The sequence below is a fragment of the Mycobacterium farcinogenes genome (assembly GCF_019739075.1).
In the GTDB taxonomy this organism is placed as follows: Bacteria; Actinomycetota; Actinomycetes; order Mycobacteriales; family Mycobacteriaceae; genus Mycobacterium; species Mycobacterium senegalense.
Window position 1 is genome coordinate 499,596 of sequence record NZ_CP081673.1, and the last position, 18,336, is coordinate 517,931.

The 18,336-nt window shown below is 67.7% G+C and carries 19 protein-coding genes and 1 pseudogene; 7 read left to right on the forward strand and 13 right to left on the reverse strand.

Annotated elements, in window-relative coordinates:
• Positions 1–27: 27 nt before the first annotated feature.
• The gene (locus K6L26_RS02140; protein WP_019345772.1) at positions 28–1,134 is read left to right on the forward strand and encodes an FAD-dependent oxidoreductase; all 1,107 of its coding nucleotides are present in this window, start codon (positions 28–30) and stop codon (positions 1,132–1,134) included.
• A gap of 297 nt (positions 1,135–1,431) precedes the next feature.
• Here K6L26_RS02140 and K6L26_RS02145 read toward each other — a convergent pair.
• The 3 genes and pseudogenes from K6L26_RS02145 to K6L26_RS02155 form a co-directional block, all read right to left on the reverse strand.
• Positions 1,432–2,374: pseudogene (locus tag K6L26_RS02145) on the reverse strand (esterase family protein); the annotation flags it as partial.
• Positions 2,375–2,463: 89 nt separating this feature from the next.
• Positions 2,464–4,431 carry a CocE/NonD family hydrolase gene (locus tag K6L26_RS02150; RefSeq protein ID WP_234791767.1) on the reverse strand — a complete coding sequence of 656 codons (1,968 nt, stop codon included), beginning with the start codon at positions 4,429–4,431 and terminating at the stop codon, positions 2,464–2,466.
• A gap of 49 nt (positions 4,432–4,480) precedes the next feature.
• Complete coding sequence (locus K6L26_RS02155) at positions 4,481–5,434, reverse strand: LysR substrate-binding domain-containing protein (protein WP_047037028.1); 954 nt, start codon at positions 5,432–5,434, stop codon at positions 4,481–4,483.
• Positions 5,435–5,513: 79 nt separating this feature from the next.
• On the opposite strand from K6L26_RS02155, the gene K6L26_RS02160 reads away from it, so the two are divergent.
• A complete protein-coding gene (locus K6L26_RS02160; protein WP_047037025.1) occupies positions 5,514–6,278 on the forward strand; it encodes an SDR family oxidoreductase in 765 nt (254 codons plus the stop codon).
• 13 nt (positions 6,279–6,291) lie between these two features.
• Here the strand turns inward: K6L26_RS02160 and K6L26_RS02165 are convergent, their stop codons facing one another.
• A complete protein-coding gene (locus K6L26_RS02165) occupies positions 6,292–6,690 on the reverse strand; it encodes a heme-binding protein (protein ID WP_036392589.1) in 399 nt (132 codons plus the stop codon).
• 305 nt (positions 6,691–6,995) lie between these two features.
• Entirely contained in the window at positions 6,996–7,433 is a 438-nt protein-coding gene (locus K6L26_RS02170; RefSeq protein ID WP_019344872.1) for a DUF4383 domain-containing protein, read from the reverse strand.
• A 57-nt stretch (positions 7,434–7,490) separates the two neighbouring features.
• On the opposite strand from K6L26_RS02170, the gene K6L26_RS02175 reads away from it, so the two are divergent.
• Complete coding sequence (locus K6L26_RS02175) at positions 7,491–7,976, forward strand: GNAT family N-acetyltransferase (RefSeq protein WP_047037021.1); 486 nt, start codon at positions 7,491–7,493, stop codon at positions 7,974–7,976.
• A gap of 3 nt (positions 7,977–7,979) precedes the next feature.
• Here K6L26_RS02175 and K6L26_RS02180 read toward each other — a convergent pair whose 3' ends face one another.
• On the reverse strand, positions 7,980–9,527 hold the full coding sequence (locus tag K6L26_RS02180; RefSeq protein ID WP_047037166.1) for an acyl-CoA carboxylase subunit beta: 1,548 nt from the start codon (positions 9,525–9,527) through the stop codon (positions 7,980–7,982).
• Positions 9,528–9,576: 49 nt separating this feature from the next.
• Here K6L26_RS02180 and K6L26_RS02185 point away from each other — a divergent pair, with 49 nt between their 5' ends.
• Positions 9,577–10,017 (forward strand): PPOX class F420-dependent oxidoreductase, encoded by a 441-nt coding sequence (locus tag K6L26_RS02185; protein WP_036390834.1) that lies wholly within the window; start codon positions 9,577–9,579, stop codon positions 10,015–10,017.
• A 1-nt stretch (position 10,018) separates the two neighbouring features.
• Here the strand turns inward: K6L26_RS02185 and lipE are convergent, their stop codons facing one another.
• From lipE to K6L26_RS02210, 5 genes are read right to left on the reverse strand one after another with little or no spacing between them, the layout of a single operon-like run.
• Positions 10,019–11,254, reverse strand: coding sequence for a lipase LipE (gene lipE, locus K6L26_RS02190; protein WP_019344868.1), 1,236 nt, complete (start codon positions 11,252–11,254; stop codon positions 10,019–10,021).
• Positions 11,251–11,736, reverse strand: coding sequence for a peroxynitrite isomerase (locus K6L26_RS02195; RefSeq protein ID WP_047037018.1), 486 nt, complete (start codon positions 11,734–11,736; stop codon positions 11,251–11,253). Before K6L26_RS02195 ends, lipE begins: the two co-directional genes overlap by 4 nt.
• A gap of 25 nt (positions 11,737–11,761) precedes the next feature.
• Positions 11,762–12,397, reverse strand: coding sequence for an SRPBCC family protein (locus K6L26_RS02200; RefSeq protein ID WP_047037016.1), 636 nt, complete (start codon positions 12,395–12,397; stop codon positions 11,762–11,764).
• Positions 12,394–12,744: an ArsR/SmtB family transcription factor gene (locus K6L26_RS02205; RefSeq protein ID WP_019344865.1), complete on the reverse strand. Its 351-nt coding sequence runs from the start codon at positions 12,742–12,744 to the stop codon at positions 12,394–12,396. Before K6L26_RS02205 ends, K6L26_RS02200 begins: the two co-directional genes overlap by 4 nt.
• 32 nt (positions 12,745–12,776) lie before the next feature.
• A complete protein-coding gene (locus tag K6L26_RS02210; RefSeq protein WP_081288781.1) occupies positions 12,777–13,430 on the reverse strand; it encodes a class I SAM-dependent DNA methyltransferase in 654 nt (217 codons plus the stop codon).
• 34 nt (positions 13,431–13,464) lie between these two features.
• Between K6L26_RS02210 and K6L26_RS02215 the strand changes: the two genes are divergently transcribed.
• Positions 13,465–14,010, forward strand: coding sequence for a hypothetical protein (locus K6L26_RS02215; RefSeq protein WP_047037012.1), 546 nt, complete (start codon positions 13,465–13,467; stop codon positions 14,008–14,010).
• A gap of 109 nt (positions 14,011–14,119) precedes the next feature.
• Positions 14,120–15,520: a PepSY-associated TM helix domain-containing protein gene (locus tag K6L26_RS02220; protein WP_047037163.1), complete on the forward strand. Its 1,401-nt coding sequence runs from the start codon at positions 14,120–14,122 to the stop codon at positions 15,518–15,520.
• A gap of 10 nt (positions 15,521–15,530) precedes the next feature.
• On the opposite strand, the gene K6L26_RS02225 is transcribed toward K6L26_RS02220, so the two are convergent.
• Positions 15,531–16,667, reverse strand: coding sequence for a helix-turn-helix transcriptional regulator (locus K6L26_RS02225; RefSeq protein ID WP_235624381.1), 1,137 nt, complete (start codon positions 16,665–16,667; stop codon positions 15,531–15,533).
• 404 nt (positions 16,668–17,071) lie between these two features.
• Here K6L26_RS02225 and K6L26_RS02230 point away from each other — a divergent pair, with 404 nt between their 5' ends.
• Positions 17,072–17,740: a GNAT family N-acetyltransferase gene (locus tag K6L26_RS02230; RefSeq protein ID WP_036392597.1), complete on the forward strand. Its 669-nt coding sequence runs from the start codon at positions 17,072–17,074 to the stop codon at positions 17,738–17,740.
• On the opposite strand, the gene K6L26_RS02235 is transcribed toward K6L26_RS02230, so the two are convergent.
• A complete protein-coding gene (locus K6L26_RS02235) occupies positions 17,737–18,318 on the reverse strand; it encodes a TetR/AcrR family transcriptional regulator (protein ID WP_047328171.1) in 582 nt (193 codons plus the stop codon). The two genes, K6L26_RS02230 and K6L26_RS02235, sit on opposite strands and share 4 nt — an antisense overlap.
• Between the last annotated feature and the right edge of the window lie 18 nt (positions 18,319–18,336).

Here is an 18,336-nt window from a genome sequence, read left to right on the forward strand (position 1 = left end):
TGCGGGCGGGCGGTAGCGTCACCGATCGTGGACCGAAAGCGCGTCGTGATCGCCGGGCTCGGTGACACCGGGGTACTCACCGCGATCCGGTTGGCCCGCCGGTACGACGTCGTCGGTATATCGGTGAATCCCGGCCTGGTCAGCGGTCAGGAACTCGGCACCCGGCTGGCCCGGCCCGAGGACTGGGCGCGCAACTACTGGATCGCATTCGACCGGTTCCGTGAACTCGACCGGGTCCGTACCGTGCACGGCACGCTGACCGGCGCCGACCTGTCCGCGCGCACGGTCAGCGTGCGTGACGCCGACGGCAACGTGCGCGTGGAACCCTATGACGCGCTGGTCATCTCCACGGGCGTGACCAACGGGTTTTGGCGGCAAGCCGTCCTGCAGTCGGCAGACGATGTCGGTGCCGGGCTGCGCGCCGCCCACGAGCGGTTCGGCTCGGCCCAGTCGGTCGCCGTCATCGGAGGTGGAGCAGCTGCGGTCAGCAGCGCGGCCAACATCGCCGTGCGGTGGCCGGATATCTCGGTGAACCTCTACTACCCGGGCGAACACCTGCTGCCACACCATCATTGGCGCACCCGCCGGCGGGTGGAGCGCAGGCTGGCCGCTGCCGGGGTGACGCTGCGTTCCGGACACCGAGCCGTGGTGCCCGACGGTTTCGACTGCTCGGCAATCACCTCGGAGCCGGTGAGCTGGAGCACTGGCCAGTCTTCGGTCCAGGCCGATGCGGTGTTGTGGGCCATCGGCCGGGTCCGGCCCAACACCGCCTGGCTTCCGGCGGAGATTCTCGACGAGCGCGGCTTCGTGCGGGTGACACCCGAGCTTCGCGTGCCCGGACTCGACGGTGTGTTCGCCGTGGGCGACGTCGCGGCCACCGACCCGCTGCGCTCCTCAGCCCGCAACCGGGCAGACGGACTGGTGGCAGGCAACGTCACGGCGTACTTCACCGGCGACCGGATGCGCAGTTACCGGCCGCCGGCCAGCCGATGGGGGTCGGTGCTCGGTGTGCAGCCCGACGGGCTGGAAGTGTTCGCGCCCAACGGGTTCGCGTTCCGGTTCCCGGCCTGGTCGATCGAGCGGGTGCTGCAGCCGTGGATCGTCCGCCGCGGCATCTATCGCGGCGTGCGCTGAGTGTTACCGCGGCAGGGCCACGGGCACTGTCTGCAGGCCGGGGCTCACCGGGGCCGCCGGCGCGGGGGCAACACCGGGCACCCCCGCCACCCGAGGTACGCCGGCCACACCGGGGACCTGGCCGGGTATGGCGGGTGCGGCAGGCGCTGCGGCGACGCCGGGAACCTGAGCGACCTGGCCGGGTAGCGCAGGTGCGACCTGGCCGGGTAGCGCAGGTGCGACCTGGCCGGGCACGGCCGGAGGGATCTGGCCCGGAACAGGCGCCGGGGGCGCGGCCGCAGCTGCCGCGTTCTGGTTGAGAACCCGCAACAGGTCGGGCTTCATCTGCTGCAACTGCGATCCCCAGTAGTTCCAGTTGTGGGTGCCGTTGGGCGGGAAGTCGAACTTCGCGTTGCGACCGCCTGCGGCCACGTATTTCTGCTGGAATTCCTTGTTGGAGTTGATCGTGATGTTCTCCAGGAACTGCGCGCTGTAGAGCGTGCCGAAATTGCCGCCGGGGTCGTCGAGTTCAGACGGAACTCCGTTGCCGCAGTACACCCAGATCGCGGTGTTGTTGGCCACCAGTCGGTTGATGTTGACCATCGGGTCGTTGCGGCGCCAGGCCGGATCGTTGGAGATGCCCCACATGTCGGTGGGGTTGTAGCCACCGGCGTCTTTCATCGCGAAGCCGATCATGGTGGGCCACAGGCCTTGTGACGGATTCAGGAAGCCGGACAGCGCACCCGCGAAGATGAACTGGGCCGGATGCCAGATCGCCAGGGTCAGGGCCGCCCCGCCGGACATCGACAGCCCGACCACGGCGTTGCCTGTCGGCGACACCTGGTACTTGGCCGCCAGGTAGGCCGGAAGTTCCTGGGTCAGGAACGTTTCCCACTTGTAGGTGGTGGTGCCCGCGCTACCGACCGCTGGGCGGTACCAGTCGGTGTAGAAGCTGGACTGCCCGCCCACCGGCATCACCACCGAGATGCCTGACTTGTAAAACCATTCGAACGCGGCGGTGTTGATGTCCCAGCCGTTGTTGTCATCCTGGGCGCGCAACCCGTCGAGCAGGTACAGCGCGTGTGGACCGCCGCCCTGGAACTGCACGGTGATCGCGGCCCATCGCGGCGGAGGGAACCTGCAGGCGCTCCACGGGCAGCCCCTCGCGCGAGTACGCCTCCGCGGTCGGCGCCGGCCCGGCGATCACCAGTGCCGGCAACATCAACCCTGCGAGGGCCGCAGCCGCGGCGCGGCGCGACATCCGACCGAACATTCTCAGTCTCACACCGGCACGCTAACAACGCCTGGCTGGCACCTATAGGGGCCGCGCCTGGCGTAACCCCCCTGTTATCAAGGTGATTCGGTTCTGATGCCGGACGGCTCGGCGGTGAGCGCGGCGGGGTCGGCCAGCGGGATGAGCAGGCTCGACGGCGCGTCTCCGCCTTGACGGACGCGGTAGGTACCTCCGTTCAGAGCCCGCCGGGCCGGTTGCGTGGGCACCAGGTGCGGGAAGTCGTAGGTGGTCAGCGTGAGCCGCAGACGGTGGCCGGGTTCGATGAGCGCGGCGGTGGGGAAGACGTCGATGTCGTACCGCGTCAGCTCGCCGGGCACTACCGGCTTGACGGCAGCGCGGGTGCTGAGGTGATGAGCCCGCAGCACTGCTCTTTCCGATCCGTCCGCCGTGTACCACGTCGTCTCCGGATCCAGCGCCCGATGGGATCCGAGCAGCGCGCCCTGGGTCAGTGGGCGGCTGGCGCCGTCCGGTGCCACGTCGTCGAGGTGAGCCACCCACAGCGTCTCGGTGGTGTCGGCCGTCGCGTGCACGGTCAAGGTAACTGGACCGGCGATGAGTCGGGCCTCGGTGAACTCGGCCGTGGTGTACGTCAGGGCCTCGCGCTGCAGCCGGCGGTTGTCGAGGTCGTAGCGGATGCGTCGGCCGGTCTGGGCGGCCATGAAGCTGCCCATGCCCAGCGTCCACTGCTCCAGGCTCCGCCCGGATATCGGACCGCGCACCGCATAGCGCAGCGTGGCCTCCGTCAGTTCGGTGGCCGGTTCCACGGCCAGCTGTCCGCCCTCGGCCAGGTACAGCCGCGTCGGCGTGGCCGCGGGGAACGGATAGTCCTGCGCCTGGAACCACGACTGGCTGCCGATGGCCTGGAAGCGGATGGGCGCCCCGGTCACCGCAGCCTCGGTTTCGTCCTTGAGCCAGCGGTCGAACCAGCGGAGCTGCAGCGCATGGACGTGCAGTCCGTCCATGTCGGAGACGTGATACCAGGGACCCATGAGTAACTGGACCCGGTCGGTGAGCGGCTGGCCGGGCTCCATCGGAGCGTTCGGCGGCCGGCCCGCGTAGGCGTTCTGGAGTGCGGCGTAGTTCAGCGGGGCGCCGCGCTGGAACGCATCGTGCCAGCCGCCGATCAAGAACACCGCGACGTTGTTCTTGGCGATGTCGGGCAAGATGTCCGAGGCGCGCATGGTGTCCCAGAACGGCCCGTCGAAGGCGGTATCCCCGCCGGCCGTGGCGTCGCCGATCATGGTACGGAAGTACTGGCGTTGATCGCGCCCGCGTTGGCGCACGGCCGCCAAGCCGCCGGCCCGGGGCCGCTCATGGGCGCCGCGCTTGGCGAACTCCAGCGCCGGGTTGACCACATTGAGCAGCGAGTAGACCGCACCGTAGGCGCGCACGGTGCGCATGTGCGGCACGCCGCCCATCGTGACCACGTCGCGGTAGAAGTCGTTGGCCGCCATCACCGGGAAGATCGCCTTCAGTGGCGAGTCGGGACCCACCGCGGCGGCGGTGAGAAGCTGGTTCAAGGCCAGATAGGAGATCCCGAACATCCCGACTCGGCCGTTCGAATTCGGCAGCCGCGCAGCCCAATTCACCAGATCGACACCGTCTTGGACCTGCACGGCACCCAGCATCTCGAACGATCCGCCCGAGACGCCGGTACCGCGCACGTCGGCCATCACCTCGATGTATCCACGCCGGATCAGGTACGGGGTGGCCCCGCCACCGATCTGGGCGGCCGGCGGCGGGGCCTTCTTGCCGTACGGGGTCATGGACAGCAACACCGGGAACGGACCCGGTGCCGGTGCCCCGGTCTCGGGGTCCGTCGGATAGTGGATGTCGGCCCGCAGCACGGTGCCGTCGGAGGCGCGAACCGCCACGTTGTGGTGGACGCCGACGCCGTAGCGGGCCGGCGGTGCTGTCCAAGCCGGTTCCAGCGGCGACGGATTGCGTTTACGGACGCGGGTCACCGTTTGCCCGGCCACCTTCTTGCCGCGGTTGCCTCGGACCACCTGCCACGGGTTCGCCATTCGTCCTCCTTGACGCGTGTCGGCCTGGCTTCACGGTAGGACGCGAGGTTCAGCTGGCCGGCGCGGCCCCACCTCCCCGCCTGGCCGACTGCCGCAGGGTCCGACGGACTGCCGTCCGGACCACGTCGCGTAACCACAGATGGCGCCCGTCGTTGTCGAAGGCGGGGTGCCAGACCATCCTGTACTCCATCGTGGCGATCTCCTCCGGCGCATCCATTACTCGGATGCCGTCGGTCGCGGAGAGGGCGTTTACGAACTGGCTGGGCAACGTGGCGATCAGGTCTGTGCCGGGCAGCAATCGCGCCGCCACCGAGTGGTACGGCACGGTCACCGCCGCCTGCCGTGGGCGACCGAGCTTCTGCAGCGGCAGATCGACATCGGGCTGGATTCCGTCATGTACGTCGACCATCACATGGCGTGCTCGGCAATAGTCGGTCAGCGTGACGACGCCGTGCGCGGCCAGCGGATGGTCGGCGGCAACCACACACATGAACCGCTCGACCAGCAACTCCTCGGAGTGCAGCTGCGCGGTCGTGTAACCGCCGAAAAGCCCGAGATCGACGCCTGAGTCGCGGATCTGTTCGGCGACACTCTCGCGGCTCCAGCTGTGGAACCTCACCGGTGCGGTCGACTGGCTCAGCACTTCCTGGCAGATGGCCGGACCGAAGGTTTGCACCGCGTAGTCGGTGGCGGCCAGGCGCACCGGCGCGGTCGCCTTTCGTGGGTCGAAATATGCCGGTGCAAACAGCATTTCGAGTTGGGGGAGGACGGTGAGCAACTGCGTTCGGACCGACTCCGCGCGTGCGGTCATCCGATACCCGGTTGCGTCACGGATCAGCAGTGGATCGTCCAGCAGTCGGCGCAGCCGCTGTAGCGCGCGGCTCATGGCCGGTTGGCTCAAGCCGACGCGGTCGGCAGCGCGGGACACCTGCCTCTCTTCCAGAAGCGCGATGAGGGGCGGAATCAGATTGAGGTCGATCCCTTCGATATGCACAGCTCGCATACCGCACATACTAAATATGCATATGACTTATAGGCCCGGCGCTGACACGCTGGATGACACATACAGAAGGGACCCCACCGTGAAGATTTCCGGCAACACCATCTTCATCCCAGGCTCGACCAGCGGGATTGGCTTGGCTCTGGCACTGGCACTGCAGGCCAAGGGCAACACCGTGATCGTCGGGGGCCGACGAAGCGAGTTACTGCAACAGATCGCCAACCAGCATCCCGAACTGGACACTGTCCGGATCGACACCGCTGATCCAGACAGCATCGCCGCGGCGACCGCCACGGTGCTGGATGATCATCCGGACCTGAACGTCGTGATTGCCATGGCCGGCATCATGGCGATCGAGGACTGGCACACGCCGGGGGGCTTCCTACACTCGGCCGAGGCCACCATCACCACGAATGTGCTCGGTCCCATTCGCCTCATTGCGGCCTTCGTCGAGCACCTGAGGGCACAGCCCAACGCCACGATCATGACGGTGTCCTCGGGTCTGGGCTTTGCCCCGCTGCGAGCGACGCCGAGCTACAACGCGTCCAAGGCCGCCATCCACATGCTCACCGAGTCGTTGCGGATGCAATTGGCCGACACCAGCGTCGAATTGGTCGAGCTGATTCCGCCCTCGGTGGCAACTGACCTGGTGCCGGGCCAGCGCGAGAGCAGCTTCGCCATGCCCCTCGACGAATTCGTCGCCGAGGTGGTCGACCTGCTCGAGCGCCAGCCCGACGCCAGGGAGATCCAAGTGGACCGGGTCAAGTTCCTGCGCTATGGCGAAGCGCGCGGGGACTATGACCAGGTGGTTGCCACCCTCAATGCCGCTGACCCACACGGTCATTGAGGCCGGACTTGGACTAACCGGCCATGAACTCCGAGTAGGCCGAGGCCAGTTCCGGAGACAGCGCCGTCACGTTGCACGCGCGCTGGGTGTCCCCGATCGGAGCCAGGATGCCGCGCAGGTCGTTGTACTCCTGCGGGTTGGCGGTGAAGTAACCACGCAGCGTGGCCGCGGCCTGCGGACGCGGCTGGCTGAACGCGGTGGTCACGGCCTGGTTGGCGCCCGGGTGGCTGTCGAGATAGGCGCGGGCGGCGCCGGTGGTGCTGCTGACCGTGCCGGCCACCCCGCTGGCGCTGCAGTCGGGTGCGGCCGCCGCCGTCGGCGCGCCGATGATTGTCGCGGCCATCCCGCCGAGCAGGCCGGCGGCACAAGCGCCGGCAATTCCGCGGCGCGCGCTGATACCAGTGAATTTCATGATCATTTTTCCTTCGCAGATTCTGGGAATCTCGTTGGGTCGCGATTCGGTATCGCATTCCCCGGCCCGAATTCGAAAGTAACCGCAACGCGGCCGAGCAAAACATCGGTGCTGTGAAACGGCTGTGACGGCTGTGGTGGCGTTACAGCGGGCGGACGTGAATTGCGCCTCAATGTCACCCGATCCCGGCCGATGATCTTGAAATGTCTCAGAGATGGATCGCCATTCTTAATTGATCGTGATGTGTGGTGACGCCCGTAGTAACCGAATTGTTATCGGCGCGTCCCCGGAGCAAACCGATCCGCTCACCGCTTCAGGGTTAGCCCGGCAAGCGAGTTGTGCAGACCGCCGTCGCGGTAGATCTGCACGCCTGCCACGGCCAGCATCACTGCGGCGGTTGCCAGGTGCACGACCGCATCGGTGGTGTTGTTGGGAAAGGCGAAGATCACGGCCACCTGGTTGGAGAAGAATGCCCAGATGCCCGGCAACGCTCCGGCTGCCGCGGCCAGCAGGAGATACAGCACAGCCCAGGATTTGCGCCAGCAGAGCAGCAGGCCCGGGCCGAACAGCGCCAGGCCCGCCACTGCATGCCAGCCGTTGTAATCCATGCCGAGAATCGGTGTCGTCGGCGCATCCGGTCCGATAGCGAAACTCGGTTCGGCAATGAATCCGATGATTGCCTGGACCACATGGAACAGCGAGATGATCAGCAGTCCCCATTGAGCGAAACTCCACTGCCGCATACCCGGACCGTACGTCTACTACAGTGTGTAGTCAACGGCTGGCCGTATTCTCAGGGCGTGGAGATCCGTGCCGCCACACCAGAGGACATCGCCGAGATCGCACCGTTCTTCCGCGCCATCGTGGCCGACGGCGAAAGCTACACGTATCCAGAAGGCTTGACCGACCTACAGATACGCGACGCCTGGCTGGCCCCTCAACCGGGCCACACCATCGTCGCGGTGGTCGACGGAGCTATCGTGGGCACCGCGCGGATGGGGCCCAACAAGCCCGGCCGTGGTGATCACGTCGGGACCGCGAGCTTCATGGTGGACCCGGGCGCGTCGGCCCGCGGTGTCGGGCGGGCCATGGCGCAGTGGGTGATCGACTGGCACCGGGAAAACGGTTACCGGGCAATCCAGTTCAATGCGGTGGTAGAGACGAACACCCGGGCGGTGGCGCTGTGGCAGGACTTGGGTTTCCGGATCATCGGCACCGTCCCGAAGTCCTACCGGTCCCGCCGCCACGGCCTGGTCGGGCTACACATCATGTACCTGGAGTTGTGAGCGTCACCAGGTGTCGACAAACCGGGCGCGAGGTGCGGGGCGTTCGTGTTGTGCGGCTGCGGCCAAGGTGGCGGCGATCAATCCCCGGGTCTCCGCCGGGTCGATGACGTCGTCGATCTCGAACAGCGATGCGGAGTTGAGCGCCCGGGCGTTCTCCTCGGCTGCTGCGGTGGCCGCCCGCACGGCCTGCTCGCGTTCGTCATCGTCGGCGATGGCTTCCAGTTCTTTCCGCAGACCCAACCGGACGGCGCCCTCCAGGCCCATCGGGCCCAGATGGGCGCCGGGCCACGCCACCGTGAGAATCGGTTCGTGGAGACTGCCGCCGCACATGGCTTGTGCCCCAAGGCCGTAACCACGCCGCAGGATCACCGCTACCAGCGGCACCGTCAGCGCGGCACCGGCCACGAGCATGCGGGATCCGCGCCGGACCAGGGCCTGGGCCTCGGCCGCCGGGCCGACCATGTAGCCGGGGCAGTCCACCAGTGACACCACCGGAAGGCCGAATGCGTTGCACAGCTGCAGGAACCGGGCGGCCTTGTCCGACGCCGCGGCGGTGATGGCACCGGCCATCACCATGGTGTTGTTGGCGATGATCCCCACCGGCCTGCCGTCGACGCGGGCCAGCGCCGTCACCAACTCAGGTGCGAACTTCTCCCGGAGAAAGGTGACCGAGCCGGTGTCGGCGAGCGTCTCGATGATCGGAGCTACCGGATACGCGCGCCGGGCACGTTCGGGAATCATTGTGCGCAGCGCGTTTTGGTCGGGCGCCGGGCCGGGTTCGGTGGACCCGGTGAAGTAACCCATCAGCTTCCTGGTCGCGGTGACGGCCTGTGCCTCGTCGGCCACCACGACGTCGACGACGCCGTTGGGTGCCTGCACCGAAATGGGGCCGACGTCGTCGGGCGCGACGTCGCCGAGGCCGCCGCCGGCGATCATCGCCGGACCGCCCATGCCGATAGAGCTGTCCTCGGTGGCCACGATCAGATCGGACGCCCCGGCGATCACCGCATTGCCCGCGAAACACCGGCCTTTGACCACGGCGATGCGCGGCACCACACCGGACAGGCCCGCCCACAGCGCGAATGCCCGGACCTCCAGGGAGGACACCGTCGGATAGTCGGTGTCACCCGGGCGTCCGCCACCGCCTTCGGCGAAGAACACCGTCGGCAACTTCAACCGTTCGATGATCTCGAAAAGCCGGTCCTTCTTGCGGTGGCCCACCGCGCCCTGCGTGCCGGCCAGCACGGTGTAGTCGTAGGACAGCACCGCACACGCCGCACCGCCGATCCGCGCGGTTCCGGCCAGCAGACCGTCGGCCGGCGTGCGTTCGATGAGGTCGTCCAGACTGCGACGTTGCCGCTGCGCCGCAATGGCGAAGCGCCCGTATTCGATGAACGACCCCTCGTCGACCAGGTCGGCGATGTTCTCCCGCGCGGTGCGGCCCCCGGCCGCGTGCCGGCGGGTGACCGCGTCGGGTCTGCCCGCGTCCTGCGTCAACGCCCTGCGGCGCAGCAGTTCGGTGAGATCGTCGCGGAGTGGTTCGTCGGGCATCGGCAGGCTCCTGGAATAGCGGGCGGGCGGCCTGAGGTTGCGCACACATGTGACCGCCACCTCATCTAACTCGTTCGACCCGCATGACCTACTGGCCGAGGCCCGGTTGGGCGTGTTGGCCACCATCAAGGCCTCCGGTATGCCGCAGCTGTCGCCGGTGACGCCGTTCTACGACCGGGCCGCCGGAGTCATCTACGTGTCGATGACCGACGGGCGCGCCAAGACGGCCAACCTGCGTCGCGACCCCCGCGCGGCGCTTGAGGTGACCAGTGCCGACGGCTGGGCCTGGGCGACCGCGGAGGGCGCGGTGACGTTGACCGGCCCGGGCACCGATCCGCACGGCCCCGAGGTTCGGGCACTGGTCGACTACTACCGCAGCGCCGCGGGCGAACATCCCGACTGGGACGAGTACCGGTCGGTGATGGTGTCCGACCGCCGGGTGCTGATGAAGCTGACCGTCGAGCGGGTCTACGGCGAGAAGTTGCGCTGAGTCAGCCGATCGGGATCTCGGCCGCGATCCGGTTCAGCACCGCCGGGTACCGATTGGCTTCCAGATGTGCCCCCGGCTTGCCGCTGCTCACGACCGCGGCGGACAGGCTGCGCTGTGGGTCGGCCCACACCGCGATGTCGACCAGGCCCGTGTGTCCGAACGCCGAGGGGGTGTTGCGGCCGAAGGGCCCGAAGCGCTTCCCGCCGAGCATGTACCCGGTGCCCCAGCGCATCGGCTTGAGGCCGGTCGCCACGTCGGGGCGCATCCGCCGGCACGGGGTCGTCGCGGCCTGCAAGGTCTCCGGTTTCATGATTCGGACTCCGTCGAGTTCACCTCCGCGGCGCAGGATTTCGGCGAACCGCGACAGCTCATCGGCGTTGGAGACGGTGGTCGACGACGGGATGACACTGGTGAGGAACAGCGGGGTGTTGCTGAGCGGGATGATGCGATCCAGCGTCCCGCCCACTGCGGCCCGGAACGCCGCGGCGATGGGCGCCGGCAGCGGTTTGCCGGTGACGTGGCTGGGTGCCACCAGCGGAACCTCTTCCGGGGCAACGCCGTAATTGGTCCAGCGGAATCCCAGGGGGTTGAGGATCTCGTCCGCCAGGATGTCACGGATGTTGCGGCCGGTGGCGGCCGAGACGATCTCACGGACCAGCGGACCCCAGGTCAGGCCGTGGTAGATGTGCACGAGGCCGGGCCGGTACACCGGTTTGAGCAGGGCCAGCTGTTCGCGGGTGTACTCGCTGTCGTCGACGCGCGTGACGTCCGGGCGCGGCCCGGTGTGGATGGGGACACCGGCGCTGTGGGTGATCACGTGCCGGATGGTGGTGCGGTCCTTGCCGTGACTGGTGTAGTTGGGCAGGTAGTCGCAGACCCGGTCGTCGAGGGAGAAGTGCCCTTGCTCGACGAGCATGTGCACCACGGTCGTGCTGATCGCCTTGGCCGCCGAGTAGACGCAGAACGGGGTCTGCGTGGTGACGGGGATCTTCTCGGCATCCGGTGCATCGGTGGGGCCGTTGCCCCAGCCGTGGCCGATGGCCCGGTTGAGCACGGTTTTTCCGTTGCGCCGCAGGCACACCTGGATGGCCGGGTGCATGCCGGAGCCGTACCAGTGCCGGACCGATTCCCAGATCCGCTCGACGGCCCTCGGGTCGATCTCCGAGTGGTCCTCCTCGCCGATGTCGGTGACAGAGTCCAGGTCTGCGGGCAGGGTGATCTTGCCGTCTTGGCTCATGCGGTCTTCCTGGTCAGGGTGGCGGAGAGGTGGTGTTGCAGTGGCCGGCCGACCGCGCCCATCTGCAGGCTGTACGTCAGCTTGTCGCCGTCGACCTGTATCGAACGTGACAGTGCCGCAACGTTTTTGGCTGACGCGGTCAGGCCGATGGTGGTCGCGGTCAGTTCCATGTCGATGCGGGCGCCGTCCGCGCGCACCGTGCCCTCCTGGATCTCGGTGATGCCGGTCGGATGGGCCAGTACCCATTCGACCCGCCCGGGCGCCGGGGCCCGCAGGTATCCGGTCTCGGCGTGCAGGGGCCGGCCGTCGTCGCGGGCCTTGGTGCGTTGGCTGTAGGTCAAAAACGGCTTGCCGACGTGGCCGAAGGTGATCTCTTCGAGGTACTCGAACGATTCGATCGTCGGGTATTCACCGGCGCCGGGACCGGCCCAGGTGCCGAGCAGGGGAGCCAGCGCGGTCAGGTTCGGGTGGAGGTCAGGCACACCGACAGGGTACGGCGAGGCCGGGTCAGCCTCCGGTGTAGGCCGCAGCGGTGCGGTCCGCGGCGGCGCGGGCCTGGCCCGGATCCTCCCCGGCGGCCAGATCGGCCTGGTACCAGAGTTCGCTGGCCGCGGTCATGAATCCGCGACCCTCTTCGCCGGCCGCCCAGGCCGCGCCTTCCTCGGGGGTTATGCGGTCGCCGCCACTGAGGTAGCCGGCGAGACCGAGAAGCCCGGAGTCCCAACCGACTCCGGTGGCCCCAGGGCCGAACTGCAACCAGAATTCGTCGTCATCGTCGACGTGCATGATGTGGTCCAGGGTGAACGTGGCCCGGTTCTCCTCGGCCTCGGTGATGGTGACCTCGACCCAGCTGGTGGCGCCCATGGACTCCCATGTCGTCGTGAACGATCGGGGCGGTTCGCAGGTCAGCACCTCGCCGGAGGCGTTCCCTTCGAGCTGGAAACGCCCGCCCACCCGCAGATCGCCGGTGATGGGCAGGAACCAGCGGGGGATCCGCTCCAGGCTGGTGCAGGCATCCCACAGATCGGCGGCGTCGGTGTCATAGGTCTGGCTGACGCTGACGACCCGAGCCTCACGGGCTTCGAACATCTTGCGGCCTACGCTGCGGCGCACGGAGTTGAGCTGGTGCTGGACGTCGATCATGAGGTCTCCTTGTTCGTCGTATTTCGGCGCTGTCGCTTGCCGCGCGCGATCTCGGTCGCCAGCGCACCCAGGTGTGGTGTCCAGTTACGCCGGAACCGTTCCAGCCACTGGTCGACCTCACGCAGCGGGGCGGTGTCGACGCTGTACAGGCGGCGCGTGCCTTCGGACCGCACAGTGGCGAAACCGTTGTCCCGCAACACCTTGAGGTGTTGCGAAACGGCAGGCTGGCTGATCCCGAACTCGGCGCGGATCACCTCGGTGATGGCGCCGGAAGGTTTCTCGCCGTCGTGGAGGAGCTCGAGGATCCGCCTGCGCACCGGGTCTCCGAGGATGTCGAAGGCGTGCACCAGCCCAGAGTAAAAGCGCCTACTTATATAAGTCAAACCTGATACGGTCCAGGCCAGGTCTGCGCGATCACCATGGCCTGGGACGTGGGCTCATCCAGCTGCACCTGCCGGGCTCGCGTGGTGGTCGAATACACGGCGAACCCGGATCGCTCCAGGGCGGCGCAGACCGTGGCCACGTGGTGGCGCAGGAACGTCAAGTCGACGTCCCGGCCGAAGGCATGGTCGTAGACCGCAGTCTCGCCGTCGGTCTGGAATGCCAACAGTAACCATCCAGGATCAGTCAGGACCCGGCGAAATTCGGTGAACAGTTCGGGCAAGGTCTCGGCAGGGCTGTGAATGATCGAATACCACGCGCACACCGCATCGAAGGCGCCCGCCTCATGCGGGAGAGCGAACATGTCCGCGGTCTGAAACCGCAGCTCGGGGCACCGCTGCCGGGCCAGGTCCACCATCGCCGCAGAGCCGTCGACGCCCTGGGCCGCAAGCCCGCACGCGGAGAGCTCGGTGGTCGCCTCGCCGGGGCCGCACCCCGCGTCCAGCACGGTGACACCGCCGCCCTGCAAGACCAGTTCCGCGAAGGACCGCAGGATTGCTCGATCGAGCGGGCGGTGGCCGAACTGGCCGGCAAAGGTCCGGGCGTACGCCTCGGCGATCAGGTCGTACTGCTCGTATGCCCGGCCAGCCACGCCGCCCACTGTAGGCAGCCGTAAGATTCCGCAGGTGAGCACGCCTGCCAGTCACGCTGCGCGGCTGCGCGGCGGCTTGGTGGGTGCGTGTTCGGCGCTCACCGCAACGGTCGCGCACACCGCGGCCGGCGGCATGGCGCCGGCGGGCAGTCCGCTGATCGTGCTGTTGTTGCTGTGCGCGGCGCTCGGTGCTGCGGTAGGTGGCCTGAACCTGCAGACGCGCTCGGCCAGGACATGGTGGCTGATCGCCGGCCTCGGCGCGGGTCAGTTGCTCGGCCACTTCGCGCTGGCGATGTCCGGCGGTCACCATCACCACGCCGAAGCGCTGCTGACCGCGCCGATGGCCGGTATGCATGCCGCTGCTGCCATCGGTCTCGGTGTGCTGATCGGCGTGGCCGAATATCTGTTCGTGGTCTGCGCTTCGGTGCTGACCTGGCTGCGGATCTTCGCCACCGCCCGGATCCGCCCATTGATCCATGAGCCCAGGCGGCCTTCGAATGTGGTTGTCGCGCGGCCTGTCCTGCTGCGTACCGGGCTGGGAATGCGGGCACCGCCGGCGGTGCCCGGTATGGGCTTCTGACGCCCTTTCCTTGTTGCACCTTGTTGCTGAGCCCGCCGAATTGACGGGCCGTTACCCGTTTGTGCGCCCGCATGCGCATTCCACAGTTCTTTTCCGCGAAGGCATTTCCATGACCATCACCCCCGACGATCAACTGCGCGAGGAATCTTCTCCCTCCGCCCGAACCCATTCGTACCGCGCATTACTGGTGCGCCTGCACTTCTACGCCGGCGTTTTCGTCGGTCCGTTCATCTTGATAGCGGCCGTCACCGGTCTGCTCTACGCCCTGATCCCGCAGATCGACACGTTGGTCTACCGGCACGAGCTGACGGTCGAGCAGGTGGGGTCCGAGCGCATCCCGCTGGCCGACCAGGTGGCTGCGGCCCGCCACGCCCATCCCGAGGGCACGGTGGAAAGCATCCGTCCGCCGGTGGAAGCCGACGAGACGACTCAGATCCGGCTGGTGGTGGGACCGGAGTTCAAAGACATCCCCGCGGACTACTCGCGCACCGTGTTCGTCGACCCGTACACCGGTGAGGTGCGGGGTGCGCTGACGACCTACGGCCAGTGGATGCCGCTGCGGGCCTGGTTCGATGAGTTGCACCGTAACCTGCATCTCGGCGCTTTCGGCCGCAACTACAGCGAGCTGGCGGCCAGTTGGATGTGGGTGATCGCGCTGGCCGGGCTCGCCCTGTGGATCATGCGGCGCCGGGAGAACCGCGGGATGCGAGGTCTGGTTCTGCCCGACCGCAGCGTGTCAGGCCGCCGCCGCACCCTGTCCTGGCACGGCGCGGTGGGGGTGTGGACGGTGGCGGTCCTGCTGGCTTTGTCGGTATCGGGTGTCACCTGGTCTCGCTACGCGGGGGAGACGGTCAACGGCATCCAGGCGCAGCTGAACACCACGGCGCCTGCCGTCGACACCTCGCTGTCCGGTGACACCGCCGTGGCCGCGCATCACGGCCACCACGGCGGCCGCTCCGACCCGCGCGGGGCGGACACCGTGCTGCGCGCGGCCGAACAGGCCGGGTTGCGTGGCCCGATGTGGATGTACCCGCCGACCGAAACCGGCCAGGCGTGGAAAGTGGCTGAGCGTAAACGTGATTGGCCCACCCGCGCCGACGAGATCGCCGTAGACCCTGATTCCGGCAAGGTGACCGACCGGGTGAACTTCGCGCAGTGGCCGCTGCTGGCCAAGCTCACCGACTGGACGATCGACGCCCATATGGGTCTCTTGTTCGGGATTGCCAACCAGGTCGTGCTGGCCCTCACCATGGTCGGGCTGATCACCGTCATCGTGCGTGGCTACCGAATGTGGTGGCAGCGCAGGCCCACTCGTGGTTCGGCCTGGGCGGTGGGCCGGCCGCCGCTGCGTGGGGCGCTGCGCCAGTTGCCGCCGTGGGGCGGCGTGGCCGTCGTTGTCATCGCAATTGTCATCGGCTGGGCCCTGCCGCTTTTCGGGTTGAGCCTGCTGGCTTTCCTGGTTGTCGACGTGATCGTCGCATCCCGAAAGCAGGGCCGGCGCCGAAGCTGATCGGCTTACCTCAGGCGACCGGGTGCAGCGTGAGCAGCAGCCGCACCAGCTCTACCTGGCGGTGGGTGTCGGTCTTGTCGAAAACCCGGTGCAGATGGGTGCGCACGGTGGTGATCGAGATCGAGAGGTCTTCGGCGATGTGTTTGGGCTCGGCGCCGTGGGCGACTCGCAGCGCGATGTCGGCCTCGGTTCGGGTCAGGTGGTACAGGCGTTGCAGAAGTGCCGTGCTGGGTTCTGGTTCGTGCGCCGGATCGACCAGTACCACCAGGGCGCGTCGCCGGTCCGGTTCCTCGTGTCGGTGCAACGGCAGGATGTGCAGGACGAACGGTCTTGTGTCCGAGGGTCTTTGGACCGTTAACGAGTAGCCACCGCGAATGTTGTCGGAGGTTCCGGTCAGAGCAGAGTGGAGGGCGCGGTTGAGGGTCCGGTTGGTCGTGGCGTTGACTGCGGTGAGACGACCGGAGGTGATCCGTAGCCCGTCATCGCCGCGCAAGGCTTTCTCGGCCTCCGCGTTGAGGTTGAGCACCTGCGCGTTGGGTCCCACCACGACGATGCCGTGGTCCACCGAGTCGAGCGCGGCGTGCAGGTCGGCATCCTCGTGGGCGAAGTTCTCGAGGGCGCCCTGGGCTCTCAGGGCCTGCTGCAGATGCGGGACCAGGCCGCTGAACTGACGGATCCGCTCCCTCGTGCCGAACGGCTCGGACCGATCGGAGGAGTGCAGCAGGAAGCACCCGGGATGGGAGCCGCGCGACAACCGGATGAACAGCCCGTCCTCCAACTCGTGGGGGTGCAGCCAATCGGTGTAGAACTCCGACTGCCGAATCGGGATGACCAGCTCCGTTCCGGTGCGCACCGTGCCCACCGCACCCTTTTCCACCGCGGCCATCGGCGCGTCGAGCTGGTGGTAGTAGGCGGCATAGCTGGCCGCCGCACCCGCGGGAAGGATCGAATTCTGGATCGACCAGACAGACTTCTCGGCGGAGAGCAACGCGCCACCGTTGCCGCCGATGGTGCGGCCGATGTCGCGGATGGTCGACTCCCAGTGCTGGGGAGCGATCGCGGCGGCGTAGATGCCGGCTACCAGGCGCGAGAATCCTTCGACCGTGAACATGGCACGGATCCCGCTTCGTTCGTCGTCGTTGGGCACATGTGAGTACTTGCCGGGTCGATAGCTGTGGATCTGCCGGGCATTGCCGGGCCCCTGACGCCAGAGTAAACCAAACCAACATCAACCGGATGGATGATGTTTCAGCGCGAGCGGGATGGTTTTCTGCGGAGATGGTTGGCGCTCGCCGTCGACGGCAGGGCTGCCGACAACCGAGCTAGCGAAGGGGGCTCCGCCATGTTCTCATTCACCTCATCACGCCCGAAGAGGGTTGCCCGCCAACCCTGGCAAAGGGCGATCGACGGTCATGACCACGGCCGCCATCCTTTCGAGTGCGCATCGCGGTTGATCTATTTCGAGTGGTCGGAGATGGCGCGCGAAATGGACCGACTCTGAGCGCAGAATTGGTCTGCACAGAGCGCGCCGTGCTGATCTACTCTCGCGGTATGACCGATCACGACAAAGCCGCGGCCCGGCGCGAAATCGCCGACGCTCTGCTCAACGCCCTCAACCGGCGCCACGAAGTGCTCGACGTGATCGTGGAGGCCGACGATCGCGCGGGCGCCGTCGAGGCGGTTGCCCAGCTGCTCGGCACGTCACATGTGGCGTCGGAAGCGGTGGTGGGGTTGTCGTTCGCACAGATCACCAAGGATTCGCGGAAGGCGATCGCCGCCGAACTCGACGATTTGAACAGCCAGCTCAGCTTCACCGTGTCCGAGCGTCCGGCGGCCTCGGGTGAATCGCTTCAGTTGCGGGCGTTCTCCGCCGATACCGATCGCGACATCTTCGTCGCCCGAACCACCGACGTGGGCGCCTCCGGGGACGGATCGGGCGCGCCCGCCTCCGACGTCGACGACGAGATCCGGGCTGCCCTGGGCCGGGTGGACGCCGAAGAGGCCGCCTGGTTCGTGGCGTTGGAGGGCGACCAGAAGGTCGGGATGGTGTTCGGCGAGCTGACCCACGGCGAGGTCAACGTCCGGATCTGGATCCACCCGGACTTCCGCAAGCGCGGTTACGGCACCGCTGCCCTGCGTAAGTGTCGGGCGGAGATGGCGACGTACTTCCCCGCGGTGCCGATGGTGGTGCGGGCGCCGGGCGCGGTGCCCGGCGCCTAGCCCAGGCTCGCCACGATGGTGCGTGCCGTGAGCTCGGCCCGCTGCCGGGAATATGACTGTCCCTCGGACAGGATCGGATAGACCACTCCACCCAACAGGGCGTCGGCGGCGGCCTGTGCGATGTCGGCCTCGATGTGTTCGGCCAGCAGCCGGTTGCGCACGGATTCGACCAGCGGTCTGCTGAAACCCGCCCTCAGCCGGGCGGCGGTGTCCTCGTGCTCGAGGGAGGCCGCCGTCAGGATGCGCAGCATCGCGTTGCCCCGCTTGGTGGTCAGAGCGGCGGCCAGCGTGCCGGCCCAGGAGACCAGGTCCGCGGTCACATCCTCGGTGTGCGGCATGGTGGCCAGGATCTTGTCGGCATCTTCGAGCAGGACGTCGGCGACCAGCGCTGGGCGGCTGGGCCACCAGCGGTAGATGGTCTGCTTACCGACCCCGGCCCGCGCCGCCACCGCCTCGATGCTCAACCCGTCAAATCCCCGCTCCAGCAGCATTGCCCGGGTGGCCTCGATGATGGCCACCCGAGATTTCTCGCTGCGTCGCCGCGGCGTCGCTTGCTCGGTAGTCGGGCTCGTCGGCATGTCCTGGTCGGTCCTCCG

Coding starts and splice junctions, on each gene's coding strand:
- K6L26_RS02150 (WP_234791767.1), bottom strand. CDS start 4,431: ATGGCGAACCCGTGGCAGGTGGTCCGAGGCAACCGCGGCAAGAAGGTG.
- K6L26_RS02155 (WP_047037028.1), bottom strand. CDS start 5,434: ATGCGAGCTGTGCATATCGAAGGGATCGACCTCAATCTGATTCCGCCC.
- K6L26_RS02165 (WP_036392589.1), bottom strand. CDS start 6,690: ATGAAATTCACTGGTATCAGCGCGCGCCGCGGAATTGCCGGCGCTTGT.
- K6L26_RS02170 (WP_019344872.1), bottom strand. CDS start 7,433: ATGCGGCAGTGGAGTTTCGCTCAATGGGGACTGCTGATCATCTCGCTG.
- K6L26_RS02180 (WP_047037166.1), bottom strand. CDS start 9,527: ATGCCCGACGAACCACTCCGCGACGATCTCACCGAACTGCTGCGCCGC.
- lipE (WP_019344868.1), bottom strand. CDS start 11,254: ATGAGCCAAGACGGCAAGATCACCCTGCCCGCAGACCTGGACTCTGTC.
- K6L26_RS02200 (WP_047037016.1), bottom strand. CDS start 12,397: ATGATCGACGTCCAGCACCAGCTCAACTCCGTGCGCCGCAGCGTAGGC.
- K6L26_RS02220 (WP_047037163.1), top strand. CDS start 14,120: ATGACCATCACCCCCGACGATCAACTGCGCGAGGAATCTTCTCCCTCC.
- K6L26_RS02230 (WP_036392597.1), top strand. CDS start 17,072: ATGACCGATCACGACAAAGCCGCGGCCCGGCGCGAAATCGCCGACGCT.
- K6L26_RS02235 (WP_047328171.1), bottom strand. CDS start 18,318: ATGCCGACGAGCCCGACTACCGAGCAAGCGACGCCGCGGCGACGCAGC.